The 17022-nt window shown below is 34.1% G+C and carries 1 protein-coding gene; it reads left to right on the top strand.

Going from position 1 to position 17022, the window contains the following annotated elements:
• Positions 1-204 precede the first annotated feature (204 nt).
• Positions 205-17001 carry a non-ribosomal peptide synthase/polyketide synthase gene (locus D9V42_RS07700; protein ID WP_122064274.1) on the top strand — a complete coding sequence of 5599 codons (16797 nt, stop codon included), beginning with the start codon at positions 205-207 and terminating at the stop codon, positions 16999-17001.
• The last annotated feature ends 21 nt before the right edge of the window (positions 17002-17022 follow it).

Here is a 17022-nt window from a genome sequence, read left to right as displayed (position 1 = left end):
TTTAATGTGAGATTATAATTAATTAAAGTAATTATTTATTAATAAATTAAAATAAATAACTCTAGATTTATAAATGTTTAAACAACTGATAAATGGGAATTTATTTAACTGTATTGTAAATAAAAAATATAATATCATTGAAGAATTCTTTAAATAATATTATTATAAGTTATGTACTATATATTTATAGGGGGGCAGCTTTAATTGGCAAATAAAAAATTGTTATCATACGCACAAAAGGAAATTTTACAAATAGAACAATTTTATGAGAACACTAGCATTAATAATATTGCTGGTATTGTTCATATGAATAATGGTTTAGGATATGACGAAGTAAATGAAGCCTTCAATAAAATCATAGAGCAACATGATACGTTAAGAATCAGAGTTACTAGAGAAGAAGGAGAATACAAGCAGTATCTAGTGGACTATGAACATCAAGATTTTGAGTTTGTAGATTTTTATCAAGATGAAGTTGGCTATGATAAGTGGGTTCGAGAAAGTGCTACTATGAATATCTTTAACTTAGATGAACCACTTTATAGAGTGATTATAGCGAAAGCGCCTCAGGGACATTATGTAATATTCTTGTTACAACACCATTTGATTAGTGATGCATGGGGTGTAACAATTGTTGTAGATAACCTATCCAAAAAATTAGTGGGTAAAGAAGATAAAGAAACAGAAAGTGCTGCCTATTTTGAAGCAATTTCTACAGAAATGGATTATGAAACAACTAAACGTTTCACAAAAGATAAAGATTTTTGGTTGGAAAAATTAGAAAATTTCGAAGATAACATCCTCTTTGAGAAGACAACATTGGACAGTGCAGTCGGTAAGAGAATAAGTATTAACTTGCTAGATCAAGAGGCTGAAAATGTTAAACGTTTCTGTGAAGAAAATGATGTAAGTATTAGTAACCTTTTTTCAGCAATAATGCATGTAATTAAACATAAAAAAACATTGTCTAAAATTAATTCTGTTGGATTGCTAATACATAATAGGAATAATCGAAAAGAAAAAACATCCACAGGAGTATTTTCAAGAGTATTACCCATAATCGTTGAAATGGACAAAGAAGCAACTGTTAAATCTTACTTAAACAAGATTAAGCTAGAAAGTCTTAATGTATTAAAACATAGAAAATACCCATACGAGTATATTGTTGAAAATAGTGGGAATAAAAAAGGTTTAGTAGACTGCTTTGTGTCCTTCCAAAATGCACAATACGATGCTGAATTTATGAATGATGGTTTCCTAGATGAATGGTTAGACAACGGGACAAACAATGCGCCATTAAGTGTTAACATCAGTAATAGAAGTAGTAAAAATGGCTTAGATATAGATTATGATTATCAAATTGATGTATTGGATGAAGCAGGTGTTTATCAATTACATGAGACGATTTTACATGTCTTAAATAGCATGATTGAAGCACCAGAACGCAAAATTAAAGACATTGAAATTGTCTCTGGTGAAGAAAGAGAAACGATTTTAAATGATTTTAACAATACAGATTTAGCATTGAATAACAGTCAATCATTTATCGAACGATTTGAAGAACAAGTATCTAAATTTCCGAACAAAACAGCAATCAAATATGAAGGAGAAAGTCTAACTTATAAAGCGTTCAATGCCAAGGTCAATCAAATGGCATATCGTTTGCGTTCTGAAGGTGTTGAAGCAGAGTCTCTTGTTGCTGTAATGGCTAACAGAAGCTTAGAAATGTTAGTGGCTATCTATGGAATTATCAAAGCAGGTGGTGCTTATGTTCCAATAGACCCAAATTATCCAGCAGACCGTATTAACTACATTTTAGAAGACAGCCAAGCAACAGTACTCTTGACAGATAATGAGTTGCAAGAAACAATCTCATATAATCATAAAGTAATTGATATCTCTGATAATGAGACATTAGCCTCACTCCCTACTGACAATTTAGAACATATTACAGATGTGAACAATTTAATGTATGTCATCTATACATCAGGTACAACAGGTAAGCCTAAAGGGGTTCTTGTTTCAGGAGAAAGTTTAATGAACCGTTTGAATTGGCTTATAGATAAGTATGGTATTGGTAATGAAGATATAGTCTTCTTCAAAACACCATTTACGTTTGACGTATCTGTATGGGAAGTATTTGGCTTCGGAATGATTGGTGCCCAAGCAGTACTATTACCTTCAGGTGAAGAAGGTAACCCTGAAAAAATCACCTCAGTTATACAAAATGACACGCCTACAATGGTCCACTTTGTGCCATCTATGTTTAACGTGTTTATTAACTTTATTAAAGCGACAAACCAAACACAAATGATTTCGAGTCTAAGATATGTCTTAGCGAGTGGAGAAGCGCTAAAACCTAGTATCGTAAATCAATTTAACGAGCTTATTGGTAGTAAAAATAATACACAATTAATTAATTTATATGGTCCAACAGAAGCAACCATTGATGTTACGAGTTTTGACTTTGACCATAATGTTAAATATGATGTAGTGCCAATTGGTAAACCGATTGCGAACACGCAAGCCTATATTTTAAACGAAGATAATAATGTAATGGGCATTGGCGTACCTGGTGAACTGTGTATCGGGGGCATCAACGTTACAAGAGGTTACTTGAATCGTCCTGAATTAACACAAGAAAAATTCGTTGATAATCCATTTGGAGAGGGCAAAATATACCGTACAGGTGATTTAGCTCAATGGAATAGTGACGGCAATATTTCTTATCTAGGCCGTATAGATGAGCAAGTTAAAATTCGTGGTTACCGTATTGAATTAGGTGAAATCGAGAGTATCTTGCGTAAGAACGATGCTATTTTAAATGTTGCAGTTGTTGCTAAGCCTATTATTGATGATGAGTTATCAATTTGTACTTATATTGTTTCAGAGCAAACGATAGATTTCGAAGCATTAAAAGCTGAATTAAGCCAACAATTACCTGAATATATGGTGCCAACTTATATGATGCAAGTTGATGAGTTACCTGTATCTTCAAGTGGTAAGTTAAATAAAAAAGCTTTACCAGAAATAAAAGTAGGAAACTTAGAATATGTTGCGCCTAGAAATGATATGGAAACAATGGTCGTTGATATATTTAGTGCTACATTAAATGTAGAACGCGTAAGTATCTTTGATAACTTCTTTGAAATTGGTGGACATTCACTTAAAGCAATTAGTGTAATAAATGAAATTGAAAGTAAAACTAATAAGCGTTTACCTCTGAAAAAAATATTTGATAATCCAACAGCTGCTTTGCTTTCAAAAGTGATTGATAATGAAGTGAGCGATGCGATTGAACGCCGTATTCCTTTAGCAGAAACTAAACCATATTATCTAACTTCTTCACCACAAAAACGTTTATATGTTTTAAATGAAATGGTAGAGGGACAAACTGCTTACAATATGGCGAGTATGTTAGAAATTCGAGGTGAGGTTGATGTAGAACGTGTGAGAAATACATTCCAAGCACTAGTGGATCGTCATGAAGCATTGAGAACACACTTTGATACTATCGATGGTGAACCAGTTCAAATCATTGATGATGAAGGTAGCATTCAGATTGATTATGAAGAAACGAAAACGGAAGATTATGATACGTTGTTAAGTGATTTTGTTAAACCGTTTGATTTAACAACTGCCCCTTTATTAAGAGTTAAAGTTGTTAAATGTGCAGAAAAGCAATACATTTTATTATTTGATATGCACCATATTATTTCTGATGGTTTCTCTATTAATCTCATTATCAAAGAGTTCACAGCACTGTATAAAGGCCGTACATTAGATGAATTAACAGTACAATACAAAGATTATAGTGAGTGGATGCGTTCGCGTGATTTAGATGAACAACGTCAATTTTGGGTATCTCAATTTGAAGAAGAAGCGCCAGTACTAGACTTACCATACGATTATGCTAGACCCAATCAACAAAGCTTTACGGGTAGAACAGTAAGTATGGACATGCCAGAAAAGACAAGAAATGCTATTAATCAACTGTCTCAAGCTACGGGTAGTACAGATTATATGATTCTATTATCATCATTCATGGTGCTATTGCATAAATATAGTAGACAAGAAGATATTGTTGTAGGTAGTCCGATTTCTGGTCGTACACACAAAGATACAGAAAATATGTTGGGTATGTTTGTTAATACGTTGGCAATGCGTTCTAATCCAGAACGTAACAAGTCATTTGAACAATTGTTAGCAGAAGTTAAAGATACATCATTACAAGCTTTTGATAACCAAGAATATCCGTTAGAGGCACTTGTAGATGAAATTGTAGAAAAACGTGATTTAACACGTAATCCATTATTTGATGTGCTCTTCACATTACAAAACAATGAAAATGAAAGCTTCCAAATCGATGATTGGTCAACAGAGCAAAAAGAGGCTTCGTTTACTAATGCAAAATTCGATTTGAGTATGACGGTTTATGACAATAATGGTTATAAAATTGCCTTAGAATACGCACAAGAACTGTTTGAACAAGATACGATTGAGCGTATGCTAACACACTTTATGGAATTACTTTCAAATATAGCAGATCAGCCAACATCTAAGATTAGTGAAATTGAAATGGTGACACAAAATGAAAGAGACGTTATATTTAATGACTTTAATAATACGACGGTACCATTTAATAACACGCAAACATTTGTTGAGCGCTTTGAAAATCAAGTTGCGAAGACACCAGACAAAACGGCAATTTCATATGAAGGCGAAAGCTTAAGTTACCACGCGTTAAATGAACGCGCGAACCAATTAGCGTATCAATTACGTAATGAGGGTGTGAAAGCAAATTCTCTTGTCGCATTAATGACAAATCGCCGCTTAGAAATGATTATCGGCATATACGGTATTCTTAAAGCGGGTGGCGCATATGTACCTGTAGATCCAAATTATCCGAAAGACCGTATTAATTATATTTTAGAGGATAGCCAAGCAACGGTATTATTGACGGATAGAACACCAGATAGTGACATTACTTATGATAATACAGTGATTGATATTACTAAGAACCAAGTACTGAAAACGTTGCCGACAACTAATTTAGAACACATCACTGATGTCTCTAATTTAATGTATGTTATTTATACATCTGGAACGACTGGTCGTCCGAAAGGCGTTTTAGTTGCTGGTGAAAGTGTAATGAATAGACTGAACTGGGTTTATGATAAATATCATATCGATAGTGATGATATTATTTGTTTCAAGACGCCATTTACTTTTGATGTATCAGTTTGGGAAATTTTCGGTTTTGCAATGGTTGGTGCACAAGCTGTGCTATTACCATCAGGCGAAGAAGGTAATCCTGAACAAATTACTTCTCTAATACAAACATCTGAAGCAACAATGGTACACTTTGTGCCATCTATGTTTAATGTATTTATCAATTACATTAAAGGTACAAAGCAAGCACACTTAGTTTCTAGCTTAAGATATGTATTGGCAAGTGGTGAGGCACTTAAACCAGAATTAGTAAACGAGTTTAATGAATATATAGGTGGAAAAAATAATACGCAATTGATTAACTTGTATGGTCCTACTGAAGCAACGATTGATGTGACAAGTTTTGAAACATATAGTGATGTTCACTATACGAATATTCCAATCGGTAAACCAATTGCCAATACACAAGCTTATATTTTAGATGAAGATAACCATGTTATGGGTATTGGTGTTTCTGGAGAACTTGTAATAGGCGGGGTCAATGTTACAGAAGGTTATTTAAACCGTCCTGAATTAACACAAGAAAAATTTGTCGACAACCCATTTGGTGAAGGCAAACTGTATCGTACAGGAGATTTAGCTCGATGGAATGCTGACGGTAATATTTCATACTCTGGCCGTATCGATGAACAAGTTAAAATTCGTGGCTACCGTATTGAATTAGGCGAAATTGAAAGTGTCTTACGTCAGAATAAGGCTATTTTAGATGTAGCAGTTATCACTAAACCTATGGTTGATGGCGAATTAGCAATTTGTGTGTATATCGTATCGGATCAAGTTATTGACTTTGATACAGTAAAAATGGAATTAAATCATAAATTACCAGACTATATGGTTCCGTCTTATATGACTCAAATAGATGAACTGCCAGTATCTTCAAGTGGTAAGTTAAACAAACGTGCGCTACCAGAAATTAAAGTTGAAGGTAAGGTTTATGTGGCGCCTGAAACTGAAACAGAATCTATGTTAGCTTCTATTTTTGAATCTGTTTTAAATATTGATAAGGTAAGTACAAATGATAACTTCTTTGAAATTGGTGGTCATTCGCTAAAAGCAATCGGTATTATTAATAAGATTGAGAGTGAAGTAGGTAAACGATTACCATTGAAGTTAGTGTTTGAAAGTCCGACTATTGCACAACTTGCAAAAGTAGTTGACGCATATACTGATAATGGAAATAGTCAAAGTATCCCTCAAGCTGAAAGTAAACCGTATTACTTAGCATCTTCACCACAAAAACGTCTATATGTTTTAAATGAAATGGTAGATGGTCAAACAGCGTATAATATGCCGAGCATGTTAGAAATTCAAGGCAATGTTGATGTATCACGTGTAGAAGATGTATTCCAAAAATTAGTAGATCGTCACGAAGCGTTGAGAACACATTTTGAAACGATAAAAGGCGAGCCGGTTCAAGTAATTAATGACTCAGCAACTATCGTTGTAGATTACCAAGAAATTAATGAAGAAGACGAATTTGCTTTACTAAATGAATTTGTACAACCGTTTGATTTAGGTCAAGCTCCGTTATTAAGAGTTAAAATAGCTAAAATAGCTGAACAACGCTATGTACTACTTTATGACATGCATCATATTATTTCTGATGGTTTCTCAATCAACATCATCATGAAAGAATTCTCTGCTTTATATCATGAACAAGCGTTAGAGCCATTAAGCGTACAATACAAAGATTATAGTGAGTGGATGCAAGCACGTGACTTAAACGACCAACGTGAATTTTGGTTATCTCAATTTGAAGATGAAACGCCGGTCTTAGATTTACCTTATGATTACGCTAGACCTAATCAACAAAGCTTTACTGGAAAAACAGTGAGTGTGGAAATGCCTGAGGACGTTCAAAAAGCTATCCATCAATTGTCTCAAACAACAGGTAGTACGGATTATATGATTCTATTGTCATCATTCATGGTGCTATTGCATAAATATAGTAGACAAGAGGATGTTGTCGTAGGTAGTCCTATTTCAGGACGCACACATAGAGATACTGAGGATATGCTAGGTATGTTTGTTAATACTTTAGCAATGCGTTCGTATCCAGAAAGAAATAAAACATTTAGCCAATTATTAGATGAAGTTAGGGAGTTAGCTTTAAAAGCTTACGATAACCAAGAATATCCTTTAGAAGCATTGTTAGATGAAGTTGTAGAAAAACGTGATTTAACACGTAATCCTTTATTTGATGTGTTATTCACGTTACAAAATAATGAAAAGCAAAGCTTACAAATAGATGATTGGTTAATACAGAAAAAAGAAACTTCAAATACAAATGCAAAATTTGACTTGAGTATGACAATTCATGAAAACGAAGACTATAAAGTTTCATTAGAATATGCACAAGAGTTATTTAGTGAAGATACAGTAGAGCGCATGTTAGCACACTTTGTAGAAATAATTTCTAGTGTGGTGCGTCGTCCTGAACAGAATATCAGTGATATTGAAATAATTACTGATGCTGAAAGAGAAATAATTCTAAATCAATTTAATGATACAGAATTAGAATTAAATAATACTGTGACTTTTGTAGAACGCTTTGAAAAACAAGTAGAACAAACTCCAAATAAAACTGCCGTCACATTTGAAGGTGAACACTTAACTTATCAAGCGTTAAATGAACGTGCGAACCAAGTAGCATATCAATTACGCAATGAAGGTGTGAAACCAAATGATTTAGTCGGTATTATGTCGCAACGTCGTTTAGAAATGATGATTGGTATATACGGTATATTGAAAGCTGGTGGCGCTTATGTGCCGTTAGATCCAAATCATCCGCATGAACGTACGAACTTCATCTTGAAAGATAGTAATCCGCGTGTCTTACTAACAGATGAAAAAATAGACTATGGTATTAAATTTGATAATGAAATCATTAAACTAACAAATAATGCATCTCTTAATAATTTACCAACTGAGAATCTGCCTCTTGTAATAGATGAAACAAACTTAATGTATATCATCTATACATCAGGTACGACAGGTAAGCCTAAGGGTGTTATGGTACCTTACAGTAGTGTTATGAATCGCTTGAACTGGATGGTTGATTATTTCGGTTTAGGTACGGAAGATAAGATATTATTTAAAACACCATTTACTTTTGACGTATCTATTTGGGAAATCTTTGGTTGGGCAGTCATGGGCGGAGAAATTATCATGTTACGCTCAGGAGAAGAAAGTAACCCAGAGAAGATCGCTTCCGTAATCGATCAACACGATATCACAATGACTCATTTTGTTCCATCAATGTTAAGCGTCTTTATCGATTTCATCAAAACAAGTCATAAGGCGTCTGAAATTGCTTCATTAAATCATGTGTTTACAAGTGGTGAAGCATTAAAAGTAGATCACGTTAACCAATTTAATGATTTAGTTGGTTCAAGAAATCATACATTACTTTACAATTTATATGGACCTACGGAAGCGACGGTTGAGGTAACATACTATCCTGTCTTTGCAGGTCAGACATACACAGAAGTACCTATTGGTAAACCTATCGCTAATTCTCAAGCATATATTATGAATGAAGATAATAATTTATTAGGTATTGGCGTACCAGGTGAACTTTGTATAGGAGGTACGGCTGTAACAAATGGTTACTTAAACAGACCAGAGTTAACTGCTGAAAAATATGTAGATAATCCATTCGGTAAAGGAAAAATGTATCGTACTGGAGATTTAGTAAAATGGACAAAAGATGGTCTTCTTGATTACATCGGACGTATTGATGAGCAAGTTAAAATTCGTGGTTATCGTATTGAACTTGGCGAAATCGAAAGTTCAATTGCTCAAATTGATAACATTTCAGAAGTTGCAGTAGTTACACAATCAGACGAAAATAATGCAGATTTAATGATTGCCGCATATGTAGTTTCAGATGATGTAGTAGATTTTGATTCCATTAAAACTACGCTTGGTAAACAATTGCCTGACTATATGATTCCTACATTGATGATGCAAATTGACACTTTACCAGTGACAGCAAATGGTAAATTAGATAAAAAAGGATTGCCAAAAATTGAGCTTGAAAACAAAGTCTACGTGGAACCAAGAGATGCAACAGAAGCGACGATTGCAGAAGTGTATGGTGAAGTATTAAATCTTGATAACGTTAGTGCTTTGGATAATTTCTTTGAAATAGGCGGACATTCATTAAGAGCGATTAGCGTAATTAATGAAATTGAAAGCAAGATGTCTGTACGTATACCATTGAAAGCTATTTTTGAAAATCCAACAGTATCACAATTGGCTAAAGCAATTGGTAATCATGCTAGCGAATTAAGTAGCCAAACTATACCATTGGCAGAAACAAAAGCGCACTATTTAGCATCTTCACCACAAAAACGTCTTTATGTTTTAAATGAAATGATGGATGGTCAAACGGCTTATAATATGCCAAGTATGTTAGAAGTTCGTGGAGAAGTAGATGTTGAACGTGTACAAAGTGCATTCCAAAGCTTAGTGAATCGTCATGAAGCATTGAGAACACATTTTGATACGGTAGATAGCGAACCAGTACAAATCATAGATGAACAGGCAAATATTACAGTTGATTATGAAGAAGTATCAACTGAAGACTATGAACAACTCTTAAATCGCTTTATTAGACCTTTCAATTTAGCGCATGCGCCATTACTTAGAGTGAAAGTAGTTAAATGTGCCGAGCAGCGTTACGTATTGCTATTCGATATGCATCATATTATCTCTGATGGTTTTTCAATTAACCTAATCATTAAAGAATTTACTGCTTTATATCATGGACAAGCGTTAGAAACCTTGACTGCGCAATATAAAGATTATAGTGAATGGATGCACACACGTGATTTAAGTGATCAACGTGCCTTCTGGTTATCACAATTTGAAGAAGGTGCACCAGTTCTAGATTTACCTTATGATTACGCGCGCTCTATTCAACAAAGTTACACTGGAAAATCTGTAAGTGTGGAAGTACCGGAAGATTTACGTCAAGAGATACAAGCGTTATCGCAGACGACAGGTAGTACGGACTTTATGATTCTATTGGCTTCATTTAATGTGCTATTGCATAAGTATAGTCGCCAAGAAGATATTGTTGTGGGTAGTCCTATTTCAGGAAGAACGCATAAAGATACAGAAAATATGCTAGGTATGTTTGTAAATACGTTAGCTATGCGTGCATACCCAGAGAGAAGTAAAACGTTTAATCAATTACTCTCTGAAGTGAAAGATACTGCGTTGAAAGCTTACGATAATCAAGAATATCCGTTAGAAGCGCTTGTAGATGAAATAGTTGAAACACGTGACTTAACACGTAATCCATTATTTGATGTGCTATTCACATTGCAAAACAATGAAACAGAAAGTCTTCAAATAGAAGACTGGTCTATTGAACAGAAAGAACCGTCAACGACTAACGCAAAATTTGATTTAAGTATGACGATTTTTGATGACGATGGTTATAAAATTTCATTGGAGTTTGCAGAAGAATTGTTTAATCAGGATACAGTAGCACGTATGCTAGATCATTACTTAGAAATATTGAAGCATAGTGTTCAACAACCTGAACAAAAAATCAGTAATCTTCAAATGATTACCAAACAAGAAGAGGCTACAATATTTAATGAATTTAATGATACAGCGGTTCCGTTCAACAACAACAAAACGTTTGTGGAAATCTTTGAAGCACAAGTAGCTAAGACACCTAATGAAATAGCTATTACCTACGAGGGCGAAAGTCTAACTTACGCAATGTTAAATGCTAAGGCGAACCAACTTGCGAACTATTTACGTATTGAAGGGGTTCAACCTAATACGCTCGTCGGCTTGATGACCAATCGTCGATTAGAAATGATGATTGGTATCTACGGTATTCTCAAAGCAGGTGGTGCTTATGTTCCTATTGATCCAAACTATCCAAGTGATCGTATCAACTACATTTTAGGAGATAGTCAACCAAACGTGCTGTTAACTGACCAAACGTTAGATGCAACCATCGACTTTAATAAAGCTGTATTGAACTTAACAGATGATTCAATAGTAGAGACACAATCAACAGACAATTTAACTAATGTTACAGATGTCACAGACTTGATGTACGTTATTTATACATCTGGTACAACAGGTAAGCCAAAAGGCGTTATGGTACCGTACAAAGGTGTAATGAACCGTCTGCATTGGATGATTGATAAATATTACATCAACAATGAAGATACGATTTTATTTAAAACACCATTTACGTTTGATGTTTCTGTTTGGGAGATATTCGGACCAACTATGGTTGGTGGTCAAGCAATACTCTTACCTTCAGGCGAAGAAAGTAACCCTGAAAAAATAACTTCACTTATTGAGCATCACAACATCACAATGGTTCACTTTGTGCCATCTATGTTAGGTGTGTTTATCGACTTTATTAAATCAACCAATAGAGTAGAAGCTATTGCTACAGTTAACTATGTACTTGCTAGTGGTGAAGCGTTAAAAGCAGAACAAGTAAATCAATTTAATGCTTTAATTGGTGAACCAAACAATGCATTATTGATTGATTTATATGGTCCAACAGAGGCTTCAATCGAAGTGATTTATTACCCATGTACACCGGGTGAAACGTATGACAAGATTCCAATTGGTCGCCCAATCGCAAACATTCAGGCTTATATTATGAATGAAGATGAAAGTTTGATGGGCATCGGCGTTCCAGGAGAATTATGTATCGGTGGCGTAGGTGTTACGAAAGGTTACTTAAATCGACCTGATTTGACGGACGAGAAATTTATTGATAATCCATTTGGTGAAGGTAAATTATATCGTACGGGCGATTTGGCAAAATGGAGTACGACAGGTAACGTTGAATATCTTGGACGTATTGATGAGCAAGTTAAGATTCGTGGCTATCGTATTGAGTTAGGTGAAATTGAAAGTTTATTACGTCAGATTAATCTAATTTCTGACGTAGCAGTTGTTGCTAAACCAATGGCTGGCGAAGAATTATCGATTTGTGCTTATTTAGTTTCAGATGAAAGCATTGACTTCGATGAGATTAAATCACAACTTAATCAAAACTTACCAGATTATATGGTACCAACCTATATGACTCAAATCGATATTTTACCAGTAACATCAAATGGTAAATTAGATAAAAAACAATTGCCTGAAATCCAGGTTGAAAGTGAAAATTATGTTGCTCCTACAAATGATATAGAAGCAATGCTCACAAATATTTTTGGTGAAGTATTAAATATTGAACGAGTAAGTATATATGATAATTTCTTTGAAGTAGGAGGTCACTCACTCAAAGCCATCAATGTGATTAATAAAATCGAAGGTGAAACGGGTATACGTTTACCATTAAAAGTAATATTTGAAAGCCCTACGGTTGCACAACTTGGAAAAGTGTTAAATGACCAAGAAAGTAGCTTAGATGGACAAAATATTCCTACAGCTGAAGCGAAGTCATACTATCTTGCATCCTCTCCACAAAAACGTTTATATGTGTTGAATGAAATGGTGCAAGGTCAAACGGCTTATAACATGCCAAGCATGCTAGAAATCAATGGTTTTGTTGATGTAGCCCGTGTTGAAGATGTATTCCAAAGCTTAGTGGAACGTCACGAAGCATTGAGAACTCATTTTGAAACGATAGATGGTGAGCCTGTACAAATTATTGATGAACAGGCAAATATAACTGTAGATTATGAAGAAACAGATATAGATGATTATGAAACATTATTAAATGACTTTGTAAGACCATTTAATTTAAAACAATCACCACTATTAAGAGTGAAAATCGTTAAATTGGCTGACAAACGTCATATTTTACTCTTTGATATTCACCATATTATTTCAGATGGTTTCTCTATTAATCTAATTATTAAAGAATTTATCGCACTATATCATGAAAGAACTTTAGATAAGCTAAAAGTTCAATACAAAGATTATAGTGAATGGATGCATAATCGTGATTTAAGTGAGCAACGTGCATTCTGGTTATCTCAATTCGAAGATGAAGCTCCAGTATTAGATTTACCTTATGATCATTCAAGACCTAAACAACAAAGCTTTACAGGTAAAACGATATCAGCTGAAATGCCTAAAGAGACAAGAGACGCATTGCATGAATTGGCCCAAAAAACGAATAGTACAGATTATATGATTTTATTGTCTTCGTTTATGATCTTATTGCATAAATATAGTAGACAAGAAGATGTGGTTATAGGTAGTCCAATCTCAGGACGCACGCACCAAGATACAGATAATTTATTGGGTATGTTTGTTAATACATTGCCAATGCGTGCTTATCCTGAAAATAACAAAGCATTCGATCAATTTTTAGATGAAGTGAGAGATACTGCACTGAAAGCATATGATAATCAAGAGTACCCATTAGAAGAATTAGTGGATGAGGTTGTAGAAAGACGTGATTTAACACGTAATCCACTCTTTGACGTGCTCTTCACGTTACAAAATAATGAAACACAAGATCTTCAAATTGAAGATTGGGATATTAAAGAAAAACAAGCAACAAACACAAAAGCTAAGTTTGATTTAAATATGATGATTGAAGATAACGAAGCATACAAAGTATCATTAGAATATGCTGCAGAATTATTTGAACCACAAACAGTTGAACGTATGTTGAATCACTATCTGAAAATATTAAGTGAAGTGGTACAACATCCAGCCCAAAATATCAGTGAGATTGATATGACAACAGAAGAAGAGAGAACACAAATTCTCGGTGCATTTAACGATACGTATGCAGATTTACCTAATAAGCAAACATTTGTTGAGCGCTTTGAAAAGCAAGTTGCGAATACACCAGATCAAACAGCTATCACGTTTGAAGGTGAAAGTTTAACTTACAAAGAACTTAATGTACGTGTGAACCAGCTAGCCCATAGATTACGTGCAGAAGGGGTAGAAGCTAATTCACTTGTAGGTTTAATGACAAATCGTAGTATAGAAATGATGGTAAGTATATACGGAATATTAAAAGCTGGTGGTGCTTATGTACCAATGGATCCTAGTCAACCTAGTGACCGTATTAACTATATTTTGAATGATAGTCAACCGACATTGTTGATTACAGATCGTCCATTAGATACAAGTATTGAGTTTGATAGAAAGGTCATTGACGTAACTAAGAAAGATGTGCTTGCTAATCTATCAACGGACAATTTAAACCACATTACAGATGTATCGGATTTAATGTATGTCATATATACGTCAGGTACGACAGGTAACCCTAAAGGGGTAGTTGTCCCTTATGAAGGTGTGATGAACCGTCTGAATTGGATGATTGATGAGTATGACTTTAATCAGGAAGACATCATCATGTTTAAAACACCATATACATTTGATGTATCAGTTTGGGAAATTTTCGGATTCGCTATGGTAGGTGCGCAAGCCGTGTTACTACCATCTGGAGAAGAAGGAAACCCAAGTAAGATCACATCGCTAATTCAACAACATGCAATCACTATGATTCATTTTGTACCTTCGATGTTAGGTGTGTTTGTTGACTATATTAAATCGACAAATGAAGTGGATGAAATAGTATCTATTAATACAGTTCTTGCAACAGGTGAAGCGTTAAAATCTGAACAAGCTAACCGCTTTAACTCAATCATTGGTCAGCCAAATGATACATTGCTTATTGATTTATATGGTCCGACAGAAGCATCAATTGAGGTAACTTATAATCCATTACCACCAACTCAGGAGTACGATATTATAACAATTGGTCGACCAATTGCTAATGTTCAAATGTATGTTCTAAATAATAATAACCAACATACAGGTATCGGCGTTCCAGGCGAGCTTTGTATCGCAGGTGTTGCTGTAACAAATGGTTATCTCAATCGTCCAGAATTAACGCAACAACAGTTTATTGATAATCCATTTGGTACAGGAAAAGTATACCGTACAGGTGACTTAGCAAAATGGACAACAGATGGAGAAATAGAATATTTAGGTCGTATAGATGAACAGGTTAAGATTCGTGGTTATCGTATTGAACTTGGTGAAATTTCTAGCCACTTACTACGTATTGAAAATATTTCTGATGCAGGTGTTATTGCTAAACCAATGGCTGGCGAAGAACTAGCAATTTGTGCATATCTTGTTGCTGATCAACCAATTTCATTTGCTGATATTAAGACTGAACTTGCACGCAAAGTACCAGACTATATGGTGCCAGCTTATATGACACAAATTGACCAATTACCGGTTACATCTAATGGTAAGTTAAACAAACGTGCATTACCTGAAATTGAAGTTGAGAGACAGGAGTTTGTTGAACCTAGAAATGAAATCGAAGCAGATGTTGTTCAAGCAATGAAAGAAGTATTAAATACCGATAGCATAAGCGTTTATGACAATTTCTTTGAAATTGGTGGAGATTCTATCATAGCGATTAAACTGACATCGCTATTATCAAAATCATATAACATTTCAATTAAAGACATTTTCGAATTACAAACGATTGAGCGTATCAGTGAGTCTATAGCTGCAAAAGATCAAACAAATATTCTAACTAAGTTAGAAACACTTAAAAATATAGATACTGCACAAGGACATCAATTCAGTAGTGAATTTATTCAAGAAATTAATGAATATAAAGAAGAAAGTGTAGAAAACTATGAAGTTATTAGTTCTGGAGCGGTTAAACGAGGTAAAAATGTATTGCTCACAGGAGCTACTGGATTCTTTGGTATATACATGTTGAACAATTTATTAGAAGATACAGACTTTAATATTTATGTCATGGTAAGAAGTAATAAAGAAGTTTCAGGAGAAACTAAACTATATCGTAACTGGGTTTATTACTTTGAATCTCAAATTGATCCTGAGTATGCAGAAAGAATCCATATCATTGAAGGTAATATCGAATTAGAAAAACTAGGCATGGCGTCAGAGACTTACGAGTCTTTATCTCAAAAAATTGATATGATTGTGAACGCTGCGGCGAATGTTAGTCACTTTGCGACAACAGATGCTTCATACGGCGCAAACGTTGGCGGTATTGAACAACTAATTCAATTTGCTAAATACAATCAATCTAAAGAGATTCACCACATGTCTACAATTTCTATCGCTTCAGGTAAGGTAGAGGACAAAGCACAGTTAACATTTTCAGAACATGACTTAGATTTAGGTCAGGTAATGAATAATGTTTACTTAGATACTAAGATAGAAGCTGAAAAAGTATTGATTGCTAGTAGAGAGCAAGGTGTAGAAACAAATATTTATAGATTAGGTAATTTACAATGTGATTCTCGTACAGGCGTATTCCAGAAAAATGAAGAAAACAATGCTTTCTATAGCATTATAAAATCATTTAGAAATCTAGAAATATTCCCAGATTTAGAAAATGATGACTTAGAATTCACTCCTGTTGATCAGGCAGCTAAAGCATGTAGTCAATTGATTAAAAATGATCAACTAAATAACGAGATTCATCATATATATAATAATCATCACCTTTCACTTAAACAATTGATGCATGTGTATAATCAAAATAATTACCATATTGAAGATGTACAATGGTATGAATTTGTCGATTACTTAATGCATTGTATTAAAGAAGATGTAATGACCGACCAAATTAATGATTTCCTATTGCATACAGGCGTACTAGACAACAATATTTTCAACAAATCTCATTTTGAAGTATTAGATTTTAAAACTAATTTCATACTCGAAAAGTTAAACTTCAAGTGGCAACCTACTGAAGATGCAACATTGTCTAAAATGATTAGCCATCCAAAAAATAATTTCTAATGACAACTATGAAGTAGCAAA

The organism is Staphylococcus pseudoxylosus (assembly GCF_003697915.1).
GTDB lineage: Bacteria > Bacillota > Bacilli > Staphylococcales > Staphylococcaceae > Staphylococcus > Staphylococcus pseudoxylosus.
The sequence above is the reverse complement of the archived record's forward strand: the minus strand, read 5'-3'. Positions and strand labels throughout refer to the sequence as shown.